At 71.7% G+C, this 16500-nt stretch carries 13 protein-coding genes; 2 read left to right on the top strand and 11 right to left on the bottom strand.

The features are described from left to right. Positions 1-227: 227 nt before the first annotated feature. The 4 genes from BJ998_RS45030 to BJ998_RS45015 all read right to left on the bottom strand — a co-directional run bounded on the left by BJ998_RS45030 (position 228) and on the right by BJ998_RS45015 (position 3963). Positions 228-953, bottom strand: a complete 726-nt coding sequence (locus BJ998_RS45030; RefSeq protein ID WP_184870345.1) for a FadR/GntR family transcriptional regulator — start codon at positions 951-953, stop codon at positions 228-230. Next, on the bottom strand, positions 950-1159 hold the full coding sequence (locus tag BJ998_RS45025; protein ID WP_246490213.1) for a hypothetical protein: 210 nt from the start codon (positions 1157-1159) through the stop codon (positions 950-952). The genes BJ998_RS45030 and BJ998_RS45025 overlap by 4 nt, the downstream gene beginning before the upstream one ends. Beyond that, positions 1159-2442, bottom strand: coding sequence for a nickel-dependent lactate racemase (gene larA / locus BJ998_RS45020; RefSeq protein ID WP_184870344.1), 1284 nt, complete (start codon positions 2440-2442; stop codon positions 1159-1161). Before larA ends, BJ998_RS45025 begins: the two co-directional genes overlap by 1 nt. 321 nt (positions 2443-2763) lie before the next feature. Beyond that, complete coding sequence (locus BJ998_RS45015) at positions 2764-3963, bottom strand: IS110 family RNA-guided transposase (protein ID WP_376776079.1); 1200 nt, start codon at positions 3961-3963, stop codon at positions 2764-2766. Between the two features lie 237 nt (positions 3964-4200). Between BJ998_RS45015 and BJ998_RS45010 the strand changes: the two genes are divergently transcribed. Beyond that, a complete protein-coding gene (locus BJ998_RS45010; protein ID WP_184870342.1) occupies positions 4201-5667 on the top strand; it encodes an RICIN domain-containing protein in 1467 nt (488 codons plus the stop codon). 74 nt (positions 5668-5741) lie between these two features. Here the strand turns inward: BJ998_RS45010 and BJ998_RS45005 are convergent, their stop codons facing one another. Genes BJ998_RS45005 through BJ998_RS44985 form a run of 5 tightly spaced genes read right to left on the bottom strand, consistent with a single transcriptional unit; the run spans position 5742 to position 9643 of the window. Beyond that, positions 5742-6020: an HPr family phosphocarrier protein gene (locus tag BJ998_RS45005; protein ID WP_184870341.1), complete on the bottom strand. Its 279-nt coding sequence runs from the start codon at positions 6018-6020 to the stop codon at positions 5742-5744. A gap of 9 nt (positions 6021-6029) precedes the next feature. Continuing rightward, positions 6030-7490 carry a PTS fructose transporter subunit IIC gene (locus tag BJ998_RS45000; RefSeq protein ID WP_184870340.1) on the bottom strand — a complete coding sequence of 487 codons (1461 nt, stop codon included), beginning with the start codon at positions 7488-7490 and terminating at the stop codon, positions 6030-6032. A gap of 1 nt (position 7491) precedes the next feature. Then, positions 7492-7944 (bottom strand): PTS sugar transporter subunit IIA, encoded by a 453-nt coding sequence (locus tag BJ998_RS44995; RefSeq protein WP_184870339.1) that lies wholly within the window; start codon positions 7942-7944, stop codon positions 7492-7494. Beyond that, the gene (gene pfkB, locus BJ998_RS44990; RefSeq protein ID WP_184870338.1) at positions 7941-8885 is read right to left on the bottom strand and encodes a 1-phosphofructokinase; all 945 of its coding nucleotides are present in this window, start codon (positions 8883-8885) and stop codon (positions 7941-7943) included. The genes BJ998_RS44995 and pfkB overlap by 4 nt, the downstream gene beginning before the upstream one ends. Further along, on the bottom strand, positions 8882-9643 hold the full coding sequence (locus BJ998_RS44985; RefSeq protein WP_184870337.1) for a DeoR/GlpR family DNA-binding transcription regulator: 762 nt from the start codon (positions 9641-9643) through the stop codon (positions 8882-8884). The genes pfkB and BJ998_RS44985 overlap by 4 nt, the downstream gene beginning before the upstream one ends. A 100-nt stretch (positions 9644-9743) precedes the next feature. Between BJ998_RS44985 and BJ998_RS44980 the strand changes: the two genes are divergently transcribed. Beyond that, on the top strand, positions 9744-11360 hold the full coding sequence (locus BJ998_RS44980) for a phosphoenolpyruvate--protein phosphotransferase (RefSeq protein WP_184870336.1): 1617 nt from the start codon (positions 9744-9746) through the stop codon (positions 11358-11360). A gap of 3 nt (positions 11361-11363) precedes the next feature. Here the strand turns inward: BJ998_RS44980 and BJ998_RS44975 are convergent, their stop codons facing one another. Both BJ998_RS44975 and BJ998_RS44970 read right to left on the bottom strand, forming a co-directional pair. Further along, positions 11364-12962 carry a long-chain-fatty-acid--CoA ligase gene (locus BJ998_RS44975; protein ID WP_184870335.1) on the bottom strand — a complete coding sequence of 533 codons (1599 nt, stop codon included), beginning with the start codon at positions 12960-12962 and terminating at the stop codon, positions 11364-11366. A gap of 95 nt (positions 12963-13057) precedes the next feature. Beyond that, a complete protein-coding gene (locus BJ998_RS44970) occupies positions 13058-16216 on the bottom strand; it encodes a family 43 glycosylhydrolase (RefSeq protein ID WP_184870334.1) in 3159 nt (1052 codons plus the stop codon). Positions 16217-16500: the final 284 nt, after the last annotated feature.

Genomic DNA, 16500 nt, shown 5'->3' with positions numbered 1-16500 from the left:
CCTGACCCCCACCGGCGAACCACCCCTCCAGGTCCTGACGGTTCTGCCGCCTCGCGCCGAGCGAGGCGGCAGAACGCTGGGGGACTACCCGCTGGCGCAGGCGCTGCCGTTCAGGAACTGCCGGTGACGTACACCTGGTCGGGATCGCCGTGGCAGGTCTGCTCGGCGTAGGCGATCATGGACATCGGCGATGTGGACGGCGGGGTCGGCTCCGGATCGGTTGACGGTCACGGTCTTTCGCCGGTCACGACATCGGTCGGGACGTCCTCGTCGCCGATGTGGTCGCGCAGCCATCGCTCGGACGTGTCCACATGCATCAGCGCCGCGGCGCTGGCCACCAGGGGATCTCGGTTGGCGAGCGCCTCGTAGATGGCGGTGTGCTGCGCCACGGTCACCGCTGTGACACCGCGTTCGGCCGTGCCGCGCCAGATCCGGGCACGGAGGGTGCGTGAGGAGATCCCGTCCAGCAGCGTCGCGAGCGTCTCGTTGCCGGTCGCGTCCACGACCGCGCGATGAAAGGCCGCGTCCAGGACGGTCAGCTGCTCGATGTCGTCGACCGCCTCGTGCATCGCGTCCAGGTGTCCGCGCACCACGGCGAGCTGTTCGTCGGTGATGCGGGACGCGGCCAGCGCGGTGGCCGACGGCTCCAGCAGGCGACGCACCTCGGTGAGCTCCGTGATCGTGTTGCCGCTCATCAGGGACACAGCGCTCTCAAGACCCTCGAGCAGCAGGCTCGGCGCGAGACTGGTCACGTAGGTGCCGTCGCCCCGGCGGATCTCCAACACCCGGGCCAGCGTGAGCGCCTTCACCGCCTCCCGGGTCGGGCTGCGGGAGATGCCCAGCTCGGTCGCGAGCGCGTTCTCCGGCGGGAGCTTGGATCCGGCCGGGAAGCGGCCGGACCGGACGAACTCTCGGATGCGGTCGATCGCCTGGTCCGTCAGTGACCCCGTCACGGCTTCCCTCCTCGTGTTCGCGCGCCGCTGTCGGACATGTGCTGTGTCACCGCCCTGCACGACCTCCGGGTGACCGCGGCGATGTCGGCGGGTTCCTTGCCCGGTCCGTACACGACCTCGGGCAGTCCCTGGCGGCCCTCGCGGTCAAGGTCGATCCGCGCGAATCCCAGGTCGGCGCTCGCGGCGTCGGTGGAGCCCCGTGTCATCAGTGCTCACCGTCGACGTAGGGGATGGTCAGTGGGCCCTCCGGGAGCACGCACACACGCGCCCGTGGGCCGACGCCGCGGACCACCTCGGCGACCGTGCCGGCGATGTCGTCGGTCTGGGTCAGGTGGGCGGCGGCGAGATCAGCGTCGCTGAGGTAGGACGTGTGCATCACCACGCGGCAGTCGGACTGGATCTTGGCCTGGATCTGCACCTGCCACTGGTCCGGCACCGTCGTGTCACGGGCCGATATGTCCGCGAGCAGCTGTCGCGGTGAGCCGGCCGACGCCAGCACGTCCCGGTACGACCCGTGGTCGGGGAAGCCGTCGCGGCACTCGGCGGCGCAGACGATGGTGGCGCCGGGCTTGGCGACCTTGTGGGCCGCGGACATGCCCTTGACCGCCTGGTAGAGGTTCTGGTCGAGCGGATAGCCGGAGTTGGTGGTGACCACCACGTCGAAGCGGTCGGGCACCGGGCGCATCGCGACGGCCCGCGCGGTGCGGACTGCGGCCCGGTGCATCGGGTCGAGGTCGCCGCCGAAGGCGGCGACGATTTCCTTGTCCCGGTTGAGGATCACATCCAGGGCGAACGTCACGCCGGTGGCCGCGGCGATCGACCGGATGTCGTCGTGCACCGGATTGCCGTCGAGCACGCCCCAGGTCGCACGGGGGTGGCCGATCCGGCGTGCGTCGTGCAGGGTCAGGACCGTCTCCAGCGCGGCCAGCCCCGGGGCGACGAGCTTGGGGCCGCCGGAGAAGCCGGCGAAGAAGTGCGGTTCCACGAAACCGGTGGTGATGCGCACGTCGGCGTCGAGCCAGGTCCGGTTGAGCCACACCGGGACGTCGTCGCCGAGGCGGCCGACCCAGGCCAGGCTGTCCCGCTCCCGGGCGTCGTGGTTGACGATGCGGACCGAGTCGACGACGTCGTCACCGAACATCGCGCGGAGCTCCGCGTCCGTGTTGCCGCGATGGGTGCCGGTGGCGACGAGGACGACGACGTCATCAAGCCGGACGATGCCGTCCAGCTCCTCGAGGATGGCCGGAATCATGTGCTCGCGCGGCTGCGGGCGCGTGCCGTCGCATGCGGAGATCGCCACGGTCTGGCCCGGACGCACCCGCGCTCTCAGTGGCGGTCCCGCCACCGGATCGCGTAGGGCCGCGAGCAGGCACGCGCGCGGGGACTCGACCGGCGGGTGATGGGCGGGGACGACCACGGTCGTGATCGCCGGATCGACGGCGAGGTCGAGGCCCGTGTCGCCGTAGGCCAGGCGGACGGTGTCGGTCATCGCTGCTCCTGTCCCCGGCGGCGTCGTCACACGCTAACAGACATATGATGTATCGCTGATGATCGTCCGCTTCGGACACCACGCTGTGGGCCGGCGTGCCGGCCTCGGTCTGGGATCTGCGCGCGGATCTGGTGGCGGCTCCGTGAAGGTTTCACACGGACGACGCGCCGGTGGAGCCTGCCACCTCGGACGATCCGGGACGGCGCCGCGGCGCCTTGACACCCGCCGCGACGGATGGGTACCGCTGTCGGTGCTGCGCACAGTCGTGGAAGGATTCCCAATGACGTTGTCAAGCGGTAGCGGTGATAGGCGGTGAGCCTGTCAGGCTGCTGCGCTGCCTGGTCGTGGCACGTGGGGCTGGAACGTTCGTTCGTCGCGGACGAGCGCCCACACGACGTTGAGGCGTCGACGCGCCAGGGCCAGTACGGCCTGCTTGTGGACCTTGCCCTCGTGCCGTTTGCGTTCGTAGAAGGCCTTCGACTCCGGACACCGGACGATGGCGTACTGCGCGGACAGGTAGAACGCCCGCAGCAGCCGCCGGTTGTAGCGGCGCGGACGGCGCAGGTTGCCCTGAACCCGGCCGGAGTCACGCGGGACCGGCGCCAGGCCGGCGACACCGGCCAGCCGGTCAACGCTGCCGAACGCGGCCGGATCCCCGCCGGTCAGAGCGATGATCTCGGCCCCGAGCAACGGCCCGATGCCGGGCATGCTCAGGATCACGGCGGCGTGCCGGTGCTGGCGAAACCGGCCCTCGATCAGGGCGTCGGTCTCCGCGATCTCCTCATCCAGGGCCATCACCCCCTTGGCCAGCCGCGCCGTCATGGCCGCGGCAGTGGACTGTCCGGGAACGGCGGTGAGCTGGGCCCGGGCTGCGGCGATCGCGGTCGCGGCGATTGCGGCGCCGTTGCGGACCTTGCGGGCCCGCAGCCAGGTGGCCAGCTCGGCCTGGCCGCACTCCCGCAGCGCGGCGGGAGTCTGAAAGCCGGTCAACAGCACCAGCGCGGCTTTGAAGGAGCTGTAGTCAAAGGCTCGTTCCAGGGCGGGGAAGTACTCCAGGATCTGGGCGCGCAGCCGGTTGATCGCCCTCGTGCGGTCGGCGGTCAGGTCGTAGCGGCGGGCGGTCAGGATCCGCAGGTCCACGGCGATCTCGTCGCCGGCGGTCATCGGGTGCAGGTCGCGGCGCATGCGGGCCTGGTCGGCGATGATGAACGCGTCCTTGGCGTCACTTTTGCCCGATCCTCGGTAGCCGGCCGAGGCGTGGTGGACGGTGCGGCCGGGGATGTAGAGCAGGGCCTGGTCGTGGTTGACCAACAGGGCGATCAGCAGCGCGCCGCCGCCGGCGTTGAGATCGATCGCCCACAGCACGTCGGGCGACAGCGCTCGGACATCGGCGATCAGCTCCAGCAGTTCGGCCTCGTTGTTGGGCACTCGCCGGGACAGGATCTTGTCGCCCTCGGCGTTGATCACCACGCAGTGGTGGTGGGCTTTGCCCGCGTCCACACCGGCCCACAGTTGCGGCACGGCCACCTCCCGTCGTCGTTCGTGCCAGACACCCAGCAGACGACCTCGCCGTCACGTCCTTATGCAGCGATTGTTTCGCTCATCCCAATCAGCGGCCGAGTCGTCGCAGGACCCCGGGCGGCCAATCCTTCCCAGCCACACCAACGGCTCCGTCATGACAGCCACACCCGAGGTCCCCGGGCCTTCCTGATCTTACGACTGACCAGAACCGACCCGACTCAGAAGATAAGGAACGTCATGTCTCAGTGGATCGGGATGCGTGTCCGGGCCGGCGCGGTCGCCGTGCTGGCGGCGGTGCTGGGCGCCGTGCTGATCGCGGTGCCGGCGCGGGCCGCGACCGTCGGATTCACCCCGGGGAAGGCGTGGCAGGACACCAGCGGCGCCGCACTCCAGTTGCACGGCCTGGGCATCGTGAAGGTCGGCGCCACCTGGTACGGCTTCGGCGAGGACAAGACCGGCGAAAGCTCCGCCGACACGTCGTTCCAGGACATTCCCTGCTACGCCAGCACGGACCTGGCGAACTGGACGCCGCGGGGACGCGCCCTGGTCCGGCAGGCGAGCGGTGACCTCGGTCCGAACCGCGTCGTGGAGCGGCCGAAGGTGCTCTACAACGCCTCCACCCGGACGTACGTGATGTACCTGCACATCGACAGCCCGTCCTACGGCGATGCCAAGGTCGGCGTGGCCACCAGCGGCACGCCGTGCGGCCCCTACACCTACCGCGGCAGTTTTCGGCCGTTGGGACAGCTGAGCCGGGATCTCGGGCTGTTCCAGGACAGCGACGGCACCGGCTACCTCCTCAGCGAGGACCGCGCCAACGGACTGCGCATCGATCGGCTGTCCGCCGACTACCTCTCGGTCGACTCCGCTGTCGCCGTCCTGCCGGACTACGAAGCACCGGCCATGGTGAAGGACAACGGCCGGTACTACCTGCTCGGCTCGCGCCTGACCGGTTGGGGCGCCAACGACAACGTGTACTCGACCGCGACCTCACTGGGCGGCCCGTGGGCGCCGTTCCGGCCCTTCGCCCCGGCCGGCACCAACACGTACAACAGCCAGACCGCCAACATCATCCCCGTGCAAGGCAGCGCCGGCACGACCTACGTCTACGCGGGGGATCGGTGGACCACGGGTAATCTCGGCGCGTCCCCGGCGGTCTGGCTGCCGATGACGATCGCCGGCACCACGGTGACCGTCGGGTGGCAGAACTCCTGGAGTCTCGACCCGGCCGCGGGAACGTGGTCGGCGGGCTCGTCGAACCCGCCTGCCGGCACGCGCACGCTCACCAACGCCAACAGCGGCTTGGTCATGGACGTCAGCGACGCGTCGACCGCCGATGGCGGGAAGATCATCCAGTGGACCGACCACCAGGCCGGCAACCAGCGTTGGACTCTGACCCAGCGCGCCGGCAACGTGTACACCGTCGTCAACGCCGGCAGTGGCAAGTGTCTCGACGACCCGGCCGGCTCCACCGCCCAGGGCACCCAGCTCGACCAGCGGACCTGCGACGGTGGCGCCGGCCAGCAATGGGCCCTCGACGCCGTTGGCGACTACGCCTCGTCGGCCGATGCCAGCTACCTCTTCGTCAACCTCGGCAGCGGTTGGGTCGCTGACGTCTCCGGCGGCTCCGCCAGTGCCGGAGCTCCCGTCGTCCAGTGGACCACCAACGGCGGCAGCAACCAGACCTGGACACTGTCCCGATGACGTGATCGCCCGCGCCCGTCACGACCGCGCCGGCATCGGCAGGACCGACGCGGTCAACGTCGGAAGGCTGCCGGTCAGGCGTCGAGATCCTGCTCGAGCAGCGCGACGAGCGCGTCGACGGCTTCGCGGGCGTGATCACCGTCCGCGCTGAGTTCGACCTCGTCGCCGTGGCCGGCGGCCAGCGTCATGAGGCTGAGCACGCTGGCCGCGTCGACCGGCTCGCCCGCGGTGCCGTCGACGACTTTGGCGATCCGGACGCGGGCCGGGGACTTCGCGGCTTCCTGGGCGAGCAGCCCGGCCGGGCGGGCGTGCAGCCCGATCCGGGCGGCGACGGCGGTTCGGCGTCGGTACACGAGGACTCCTCAGGCGTTGACCGGACTGGCGGTGACGGCGGCGGCGGTGTCGGAGGTCCGCAGCCGCAGCTGCTTGAGCAGGATGACGGCCGCGGCGGAGACCGCGGTCCCGACCAGCAGCGCGAGCGTGAACAGCAGCGGGCGGCCGATCAGGGGCAGCACGAAGATCCCACCGTGCGGTGCCCGCAGCGTGGCGCCGAAGGCCATCGACAGCGAGCCGGTGACGGCCGAGCCGAGCATCATCGACGGGATGACGCGGAACGGGTCGGCCGCGGCGAACGGGATCGCGCCCTCGGTGATGAACGACGCGCCGAGGAGCCATGCCGCCCGGCCGTTCTCGCGTTCGGCCTCGGTGAACAGCTTCCTGCGCACGGTCGACGCGAGCGCCAGCGCCAGCGGCGGCACCATGCCGGCGCCCATCACCGCGGCCATGATCTGCAGCGACGCCCCGGTGCCGGTGGTCAGGCCGCCGACGGCGAACGTGTAGGCCGCCTTGTTGACCGGGCCGCCCATGTCGAAGGCCATCATCAGGCCGAGCAGCGCGCCGAGCAGGACCGCGCTCACCCCGCTGAGGCTGTTCAGCCAGTGCGTGAGCCCGTCGGTCGCGGCCGCCATCGGCTTGCCGACGACCACGTACATCAGCACGCCCACGACGATCGAGCCGAGCAGCGGGTAGACCACCACCGGCATGATGCCGCGCATGGCCTTGGGCACCTGGACGCGCTTGAGCGCCATCACCACGCCACCGGCGAGCAGGCCGGCGACGAGGCCGCCGAGGAACCCGGCGCCGACGGTCACCGCGATCGCCCCGCCGACGAACCCGGGCGCGATGGCCGGCCGGTCGGCCATCGCGAAGGCGATGAAGCCGGCCAGCACCGGCACCAGGAAGCTGAACGCGGCGCTGCCGATCTGGAACATCAGCGCGGCCCAGCCGGCCACCGAACCGGCGTCGAAGTGCTCGGTGACCTTCGGCGCGCTCGCGATCTGGTAGCCGCCGAGCGCGAAGCTCAGCGCGATCAGCAGCCCGCCCGCGGCGACGAACGGGATGAGGTAGCTGACGCCGGTCATCAGCCACTGCCGGATCCGGGTGCCGAGCCGGTCGTTGGCGCCGACCTTCGTGGTCAGTTCGGGGCCGGCGGCCGGCGCGGCGGGCGACGGCGAGCCCGCCGCGGCCGCGGCCCTGGCCCGCTCGAACAGCCCGGCCGCGTCGTTGATGGCCTGCTTGACCGGCGCCTCGACGATCGGCTTGCCGGCGAACCGGTCCCGGCCCTGCACGGCGAGGTCGGCGGCGAAGATGACCGCGTCGGCGGTCGCGATGTCCTCCGCCGACAGCGGGGTCGACCCGGCCGAGCCCTGGGTCTCGACGACGATGGTGTCCCCGTTGGCCTTCGCGGTCTGCTCCAGGGACTCGGCGGCCATGTAGGTGTGGGCGATGCCGGTGGGGCACGCGGTGATGGCGACGAACTTCATGTCAGGACACCTCCTGGCTGACATAGCCGGCGACCGCCGCCGGGTCGGTGGCGTCGAGCAGGGTCTGCTTGAACTCCGCGCGCACCAGGCGGCGGGCGAGCGCGGCGAGGACGGTGAGGTGCTCGGCGCCGCCGCCCTCGGGCGCGGCGATGAGGAAGATCAGCTTTGCCGGGCCGTCCGGCGCGCCGAAGTCGACGCCGGCCGGGCTGCGGCCGAAGGCGAGGGTCGGCGCGGTGACCGCGGCCGAGCGGCAGTGCGGGATGCCGATGCCCCCTTCGAGTCCGGTCGCCATCTGCGCCTCGCGCGCCTCGATGTCGGTGAGGAACAACTCCAGGTCGGTCACCCGGCCGGCGCGGACGAGGCGCTCGGCGAGCGAGCGGACGGCGGCGTGTCGGTCCGGGGCGTCGAGCGCGAGGTCGACCAGGTCGGCGCTGATCAGGTCGGTGATGGTCATGCGGCGGCTCCGCTGAGGTTGACGGTGGGGTCGGCGGCGAACAGGCGGACCGCGTCCGCGTGCACGTCCTGTGGGGTGGGCATGCGGCTGCCCTCCTGGGCGACCGCGGCGGTGCCGTAGGCGACCGCGGTGCGCAGGGCCTGCGGGCCGGATCCGCCCGCGTGCAGGAATCCGGCGAGAGCGGCGTCTCCGGCGCCGACGGTGCTGCGCACGGCGACCAACGGCCCGGCGGCGTGGTGGGTTTCGGCCGCGTCGACCAGCACCGCGCCGCGGGCGCCGAGGCTGACCAGCACGCTGCCGACGCCGCCGGCGACGAGTTCGCGGCAGAAGTCGACGACGTCGCCGAGCAGCGGCAGCGGCCGGCCGGCGAGTTCGGTCAGCTCGTCGAGGTTGGGCTTGAGCAGGTCCGGCCCGCCGGCGCAGGCGGCGGCCAGCGGCGCGCCCGAGGAGTCGACGGCGACCTTGGCCCCGGCGTCGTGGGCCAGCCGGGTCAGGCGGGCGTAGAAGTCGTCCGGCACGCCGGCGGGCAGGCTGCCGCAGCAGACCAGCCAGCTGTCCCGGCCGGCCAGTTCGACGGCGCGGCGTTCCAGCGCGGCGAGTTCGGCGGGGGAGATCTCCGGGCCCGGCTCGTTGATCTTCGTTGTGGTCCCGTCGGCCTCGACGACGGTGATGTTGCTGCGGGTCGTGCCGGCGATCGGCACCGCGACGACGGCGACGCCCTCGGGCGCGAGGAGAGCGGCCAGCCGCTCGCCGACCGTGCCGCCCGCGGGCAGCAGTGCGACGGTCGGGGTGCCGGCCGCGGTGAGCGCGCGGGCGACGTTCACGCCCTTGCCGCCGGGATCGAGCCGCACACGGGAGGCGCGCAGGACCTCGCCGCGACGCAGCTCGGGCACCGTCGCCGTGCGGTCGAGGCTGGGGTTCGGAGTCAGCGTGACGATCATGCGAGCACCACCCGCGGGCCGCCGTCCTCCAGTTCGGAGACGGCGCCCGCGTCCAGGCCGCGGTCGGTGACCAGCACGTCGATCTCGGCGAGCGTGGCGAAGCGGCTGAGCTGGTCGGCGCCGTACTTGCTGTGGTCGGCGAGCACGACGCGCTGGCGGGCGGCGGTGACCGCGGCCGCCTTGACCGCCGCCTCGGCGATGTCGGGGGTCGTGCAGCCGTGCTCGACCGAAAAACCGTTGGTGCCGAGGAAAGCGACGTCGACGAGCAGACCGCCGAGCGCGTGCAGGGTCCAGGACTCGACGGCGGCGAGCGTGGTGCCGCGGACGCGTCCGCCCAGCATGTGCAGGGTGACGCCGGGACGGGTGGCCAGGATCGAGGCGATCGGGATCGAGTTGGTGATCACGGTCAGCTCGCGGTCGGTGGGCAGGAGCGTGGCCAGCCGGCTGGTGGTCGTGCCGGCGTCGAGCAGCACCGAACCGCGGTCGGGCAGCAGGTCCACGGCGGCGCGGGCGATCGCGTCCTTCTCGGCGGCGTTGGTCTGGTCGCGCTGGGCCACCTCGGGTTCGAAGTCCAGCCGGTCGATCGCGACCGCGCCGCCGTAGACGCGCCGCACCAGGCCCTGGCGTTCGAGCGTGCCCAGGTCGCGGCGGATCGTCTCGGGCGCGACGCCCAGTTCGGCGGCCAGGTCGGCCACGTCGACCCGGCCGTCCCGCCGTGCCCGCTGCGCCAGCAGTTGATGCCGTTCGGCCGCGTACATGCCCGTTCCTCTCCGGTGTCTGCCTGTTGTCATTTGATTCTGCCCGTTGTTACCTTACTGTCAATCCCCAGTTGCTGGATCACTCCGGTCGGAGGTCGTCGTGACAGGTCTGCGTGGAGTCGGAGTCAGCCCCGGTCGAGCCCGGGGGCCGGTCGCGGTCGTGGCCGCTGACCTGCCGGAACCCGCCTCCGGGCCGGCGCCCGGCGACCTCGCGGCCGAAGCGGGCAGGATCGGGCCGGCGGCGGCGAAGGTGGCCGCCCGGTTGTCCGATCGTGCCCGTTCCGTGTCCGGTGACGCCCGGTCGGTGCTGGCGACCACCGCGGCGATGGCCGAGGACCCGGCCCTGGTCCAGGCCGCCGAGCGGCTCGTGACCGAACGCGGCCTGCCCGCTCCCCGGGCGGTGTGGGAGGCGGCCGGACAGTTCATCGCCGCGCTGCGCGGCGCCGGCGGCTACCTGGCCGAGCGGGTGCGCGACGTCGCGGACGTCCGCGATCGGATCATCGCCGAGCTGCTCGGCGTGACCCCGCCCGGCGTGCCCGAGCTGACCGCGCCCAGCGTGCTCGTCGCGCGGGACCTCGCCCCGGCCGACACCGCCGGGCTGGACCCGACCCTGGTCCTCGCCCTGGTGACCGAGGAGGGCGGGCCGACCAGCCACACCGCGATCCTGGCTCGGGCACTGGGCATCCCGGCCGTCGTCGCGTGCGCCGGCGTGCTCGGTCTCGACGCCCCGGGCCTGGCGGTCGACGGAAACGCCGGCACGGTCGACATCTCCGACGGAACCGTGCGGGCCGCCGGGCGCGGGTCACGGCAGCAGTGGGACGGCGTCGGCAGGCTGGCCGACGGCCACCCGATCAAGCTGCTGGCCAACGTCGGATCCGCGGCCGACGCCCACGCGGCCGCGGCGGCGGGAGCCGAGGGAATCGGCTTGTTCCGCACGGAGTTCTGCTACCTCGCCGCCACCGACGAACCGACGGTCGCCGCCCAGCGCGCGGCCTACGCCGCGGTGCTCGCGCCGTTCGCCGGAAAGCCCGTCGTCGTCCGGACGCTGGATGCCGGATCGGACAAGCCGTTGGCGTTCCTGCCCGCGACGGACGAGCCCAACCCGGCCCTCGGCGTCCGCGGCCTGCGAGTGGCGTTCCAGCGTCCCGACCTGATCGACCGCCAGCTGGCCGCCGTGGCCGCCGCGGCGGCGGACACCGGCGCGGAGGTGTCCGTGATGGCCCCGATGGTCGCCACCGCCGCCGAAGCCCGCTGGTTCGCCGAGCGGGCCCGGCACGCGGGCATCGCCCGGATCGGGGTGATGATCGAGGTTCCGGCGGCGGCACTGGCCGCCACCGAGATCCTCGCGGCGGTCGACTTCGTCTCGATCGGCACCAACGACCTCGCCCAGTACGTGTTCGCCGCGGATCGGCAACTCGGCGCCGTGGCCGCGCTGAACGACCCGTGGCAGCCGGCGTTGCTCCGGCTGGTCGCGATGGTCGCCGAGGCAGCGGCGAAGGCCGGCAAGCCCGCCGGGGTCTGCGGGGAGGCCGCGGCGGATCCCGCGCTCGCCCCGGTGTTGGCCGGGCTCGGGCTGACCAGCCTGTCGATGAACCCCGTGGCGCTCCCGCCGGTGGGCGCGGCCCTGGCCGGGGTCGACCTGAACGCGTGCCGTGACCGCGCGAAGGCCGCGCTGGCCGCCACTGATCCGGAGACGGCCCGGCCCCAAGGGGAGTGACGCCTACGTCAACGGGTGGAACACCGCGTCGGAGCCCGGCCGGTGCCAGACCGGATCGGCACAGTCGACGCCCTGCGCGGTGAGCGTGCGCTTCACGACCTTGTACGTCGCGGTGCGCGGCAGGGCGGTGGTGATCCGCACGTAGCGGGGCAGTTGCTTGGGGCCGAGATCGGGCTGCGCGGCGAGGAACGCGGCGAAGCCGCTCGGATCGAGCACTGCCCCGGGCCGAAGCACCACCGCCGCCATCACCTGGTCGCCGACGGTCGGATCGGGCACCCCGTAGACGGCGACCTCGGCGATATCCGGATGCCGGGCAATGATCCGCTCGATCGGCGCGGTGCCGAGGTTCTCGCCGTCGACCCGCATCCAGTCACCGGTGCGACCGACGAAGTGGCAGTAGCCGTCCTCGTCGACATAGCCGAGGTCCCCGCTGTGATACCAGCCGTTGCGCAGCCGGGACGCGTCCGCCTCGGGATCGCCGTAGTACCCGGCGAACCAGCCCGCCCCGGCGGTGTTCACCAACTCGCCGACGGCCTGCTCGGCGTTGCGCAGCCGGCCGTCCGGGCCGATCTCGGCCGGCGGGCAGGGTTTTCCGGTGTTCGGATCGAGTACCACGGTGCCGTCGGTGAGCCGGCCGAGCGCGCCGGGTGGGGTGTCCGGGCTCCTGACGATTGCCACGCCGCCCTCGGTCGAGCCGAATCCGTCGATCACCCGGCAGCCGAACCGCTCGGCGAACCGGGCGATGTCCGCCTCGGCGCCCTCGTTGCCGTACACGATGCGCAGGGGGTTGTCCGCGTCGTCCTCGCGTTCCGGGGTGGCGAGGACGTAGGACAGCGGGCGGCCGACGTAGTTGGCGTAGGTGGCGCCGTAGGCGCGCACGTCGGCGAGGAAGCCGGATGCGGAGAACCGGCGGCGCAACGCGAGGGTGGCGCCGGCCGCGAGTCCGACCGACCAGCCGGCCATGATGGCGTTGGAGTGGAACATCGGCATCGACAGGTAGACGGTGTCCGATGTGGACAGGCCGAACCGGTCGGCCAGCATCCGGCCGGGAAACGCGATCTTGCCGTGCGTGCAGCGCACCGCCTTGGGGTCACCGCTGGTGCCGGAGGTGAAGATCAGCATCAGCAGGTCGCCCGGGGTGGCCGGCGCCGGGGCCAGCGGCGCGTCCGCGTGCGCGGCCACGAGCTCCCGCCAGGCGGCGGAGTGCAGGTCGATGATCCGGTCGGGGCCGACGGCGAGGTCCGGTCCGGCCAGCAGGCCCGCGTGCCGGGACTCGGTGAGGATCAGTTGGCAGTCGGCCAGCCGCACGTCCCTGGCCAGGGCGGCGCCGCGCCGGGTCGGGTTCAGCCCGACCAGGACCGCGCCGGCCAGTGCCGCGCCGGCGAGCGCGAAGGAGAACTCCGGCAGGTTGTCGGCCAGAATGCCGACGTGGAACGGCATTCCGGGCCGGCGCAGGGCGGTGAGGGCCGCCGCGTAGGCGGCCGAGCACCGGATGTGGGCGGCCCAGGACCAGGTGTCGTCCTCGAACCGCAGGCCCGGGCGATCATCAGCCGCTCTGGCCAGCAGCAGGTCGGTGACGGTCGGCGCGTCAGGGCCGGCCATGGCACGGCACCGCGGCGTGGGGGCTGGCCAGCATGGTCCGTACTCTACAACGGCGTGCCGTGGGTGGTGCCCGGCGCGGACCGGGCACCACCCGCTCAGACGTACCGGTTCCGGCCGCAGTGCCGGGGCGGGATCCGCTGCGGCTCCACGCTTTCCAGCGTGGGCTTGACCGGGGCGATGGTGCCGTCCGGGTTGAAGGTCATCCTGTCGATGGTGGTCTCCCGGTGCATGCCGTCCCCGCCGGGAATGGCGAAGCGGTGGTAGGCGATGTACCAGTCGTCGGTGCCGGGCACCTGCAGCATCGAGCTGTGGCCGGTGCCCACGATGCCGAGCCTGGTGTCCTTGCTCAGGATCACGCCGTGGTTGGTGAAGGGGCCGGTCGGGCTGGACGAGGTGGCGTAGCCGACGCGGTAGTCCTGGCTGCGGGTGTCGTCGATCGACCAGCTGAGGTAGTAGGTGCCCCGGCGCTCGACCATGAACAGGCCCTCGCGGAAGTCGGCCAGGCCGGTGAGGTGCGTGATCTTGGCCGGGTCGTAGGAGACCATGTCGTCGTCGAGCGGCACGACGTAGGCGTTTCCGTTGCCCCAGTACAGGTAGGGCTGCCCGCTGGGGTCGACGAACACGGCGGGGTCGATGGCCTGGCCACCGTCGGGGTTCGAGGCGATCAGGGGCTTGCCGGAGTCCTTGAACGGCCCGACCGGCGAGTCGCCGACCGCGACCCCGATCTTGGCCTCGGCGCAGTAGTAGAAGTAGTACTTGCCGTTGTGCTCGGCGATGGTCGGCGCCCACGCGTTCTTGTCGGCCCAGCTCACGTCGGGCCCGAGGTCGAGCACGACGCCTCGGTTCGTCCAGTTGACGAGGTCCTTGGACGACCAGGCCGAGAACGTGGTGCCGCTCCAGCCGGGAAAGCCGTCCGTGGTCGGGTAGATGTAGTACGTGTCGCCGAACGCCACGATGTTCGGGTCGGCGTTGAACCCCGGCAACACCGGGCTGCGCATCTCGTGCGCCTCGACCGTCCACACGCGACTGCGGCCCTCCGGTCCGGTGACGGTGAACTTCTTGGGGCTGCGCAGATCGACCGTGCGGCCGTTGGCCGGCGTGATCCTCGAGCCCGGTGCGAGCCCGAACGTCGGCGCGAGCCTGCGCAGGTCGGTGCCCGGCTTGACGGGCAGCACGACGGTGCCCGCGCTCGCGTCGATCACCGCCGGGACCTTGAGGGACGCCAGGTCGACGGAACGGATCAGGGTGCTGTTCGACGGCAGGGCGGCGACCTCGTCCCCGGACAGCGCCCGGTCGTAGAGCCGGACGTCCTTCATCTTGCCCGTGAAGTAGTTGTCCGCCGCGTACGCCGAGCGGCCCAGGTAGTTCGCCGCGGTGACGCCACCGCCGATGTCCGACGGCTTGATCGTGGCGTTGGTGTTGCGGCCCACCTCGACGCCGTCCAGGTACAGCACCTCCACGCCGTTGCCGACGGTCAGGGCCACGTTCTTCCAGACCCCGCGTGGAAGTCCGCCGCTGGACGCCGCCTGTTGTTCGGTGGTCCAGTTGCCGGTCGCGATCGCGCCTCGCAGGCCGCTGTCGGCCGTGCCGCCGGTGGCGAACAGGTAGCCGTTGCCGACGCCGGACGGTGCGGTGTTGCCGAAGTCGTAGAGGAAGTAAGGCGTCTGTTGCTTCGGGTCGACGAGGACGTCAGCGGACACCGTGGCGGCGCTCGCGCCGGTCAGAAGGTTGTTGGGCAGCTGGACATGGCCGTTCGTGCCGCCGAAGGACAGCGCGCCGTCGGTCCAGCTCACGTCGCCGGCGAGGGCGGCGTCGTAGCCGTGGCCGGTGGTGTCGGCGGCGACCTGGCCCGACTTCGCGTCGAGCGGCCAGTGCGCGACCAGGCCGTTGCGGTCGGCCTCGACCGGGGCCGGGGGAGCGGTCAGCCGGTTCAGTTCGGCCTGGGTGACGGGGAGGACCGTGCCGTGCCGCGGCGACGCGGGCAGGTGCGCGCCGGTGGACATCGTCCACTTGCCCGAGTCGAGGTCCGTGGTCTCGAACGGGACGTAGCCGCGGCCGCCGTACTCGTCGATGAACAGGTACCACTTGTTCTCGGTGTTGGACTTGAACCCGGTCGGGCCCTCTCCGGCGGACAGGCCGGGGCTGGTCGCGGTGGCCTTGCCGATGCACTCGGCGACGAAGTCGTAGTCCGGGTCGAGCAGGTCGGTGGCCTTCTGCTCCAGGATGTACTTGCTGCACGGCGACGACGACGTGTTGTTCCGCTCGTCCTTGGTGAACCGGTAGTAGGTGCCGTTGTTCTGGATGACCGTCGAGTCGATCACCGAGTAGCCCGGGTCGATCCACACCTTGGGCGCGCTGAAGGTGACGAAGTCGCGGGTGGTGGCGTACATCATGCGGTTGTAGCTGTCGCCGGTGTGGCCGGGGTCGTTGTCCGCGTACAGCTTGGATGCCCAGAAGACGACGTAGTCACCGCGCTTGGCGTCCCAGAAGGCTTCCGGCGCCCAGGTGTTGCCGGCGGTCGCCGGCGCCACCTGCACGCTGCGCTGCCGCGACCAGTGGGTGAGATCGTCGGACTCCCAGATCATGATCGACCGGCTGCCGGTGCGCTGCTCGGCGTCCCAGCCGCGGCCGCCGTAGATCTTCAGGTCGGTGGCGAGCAGGTAGAACTTGTCGCCGTCGGGGGAGCGCATCACGAACGGGTCGCGCACGCCCAGTTCGCCCAGGCTCGACTTGAGCACCGGCTGGCCGTTGTTGAGCTCGGTCCAGTTCAGCGGGTCGTTGCCCTTGCTGGCGGCGGAGTAGATCTGTTCGCCGTTCGAGGTGCCCTCGCCGGTGAAGTAGAAGAAGCTGTAGCCCGCCAGCGGCTCCTTCGGCGGGAGCGGCACGACGGTGGCGGTGAACCGCCGGGTGGCGCTGTCGTGCCCGAGGCGCACCGTCGCGGTCAGCACGACCTTGGCCGGTTTGCCACCGGTGGGCGGGCGAGTGACCTCGCCGGTCGGCGTGATCACCTTGCGGTCGGACGACGTCCACGTGACGGTCGAGCCGTTCGGGCCGGCGGTCGGCAGCGTCATGTTGCCGCGGACGTCATCGATGTTCGGCAGGGACAACGAGTTCGCCGCGCTCCGAGCGGGTGAATACCCCTCGGTTCGAACGGCGGGCCGGGGCGCCGCGCCGGCACTCACACCGCCCAACGGCAGGACGGCGGCCATCACGACCAGTACGACGCCGACACGGCGTAATGAGAACAACTTCATCGTTGTCGTCTTTCTTCTCGCCGAACCGCCCGCGGGATGCCGTTGTGTTAGCGCTAACACAATGGAGGGCACGTTGACAGTAAGTTCCGGTGTGGTGGGTGGTCAAGCCTCGGGCCGGCCACACTGTGCGGACCTCGATTCGAGCGGCGTCGAAGCGTTCGAAATACCCTACCCACGAGTCTTGACGGGCCTCGAGAACTCAACCGGGCGGAAGTCGTATCACCCCGGCCGGATGAGGAACTCGCCGTTCCGGCCACCCCGCCGGGATGAGCAGGGCGCGGTGC

It is taken from the genome of Kutzneria kofuensis (assembly GCF_014203355.1).
Taxonomy (GTDB): domain Bacteria; phylum Actinomycetota; class Actinomycetes; order Mycobacteriales; family Pseudonocardiaceae; genus Kutzneria; species Kutzneria kofuensis.
Note: the sequence above shows the minus strand (reverse complement) of the source record. Positions and strands in the feature narration are given on the sequence as shown.

Bases quoted from the DNA above. Each gene is read 5' to 3' on its own strand.
- BJ998_RS44985 (WP_184870337.1), bottom strand. From the start codon at position 9,643: ATGTACGCGGCCGAACGGCATCAACTGCTGGCGCAGCGGGCACGGCGG.
- BJ998_RS44975 (WP_184870335.1), bottom strand. From the start codon at position 12,962: ATGGCCGGCCCTGACGCGCCGACCGTCACCGACCTGCTGCTGGCCAGA.
- BJ998_RS45010 (WP_184870342.1), top strand. From the start codon at position 4,201: ATGTCTCAGTGGATCGGGATGCGTGTCCGGGCCGGCGCGGTCGCCGTG.
- pfkB (WP_184870338.1), bottom strand. From the start codon at position 8,885: ATGATCGTCACGCTGACTCCGAACCCCAGCCTCGACCGCACGGCGACG.
- BJ998_RS44970 (WP_184870334.1), bottom strand. From the start codon at position 16,216: ATGAAGTTGTTCTCATTACGCCGTGTCGGCGTCGTACTGGTCGTGATG.
- BJ998_RS45025 (WP_246490213.1), bottom strand. From the start codon at position 1,159: ATGACACGGGGCTCCACCGACGCCGCGAGCGCCGACCTGGGATTCGCG.
- BJ998_RS44995 (WP_184870339.1), bottom strand. From the start codon at position 7,944: ATGACCATCACCGACCTGATCAGCGCCGACCTGGTCGACCTCGCGCTC.
- larA (WP_184870344.1), bottom strand. From the start codon at position 2,442: ATGACCGACACCGTCCGCCTGGCCTACGGCGACACGGGCCTCGACCTC.
- BJ998_RS45000 (WP_184870340.1), bottom strand. From the start codon at position 7,490: ATGAAGTTCGTCGCCATCACCGCGTGCCCCACCGGCATCGCCCACACC.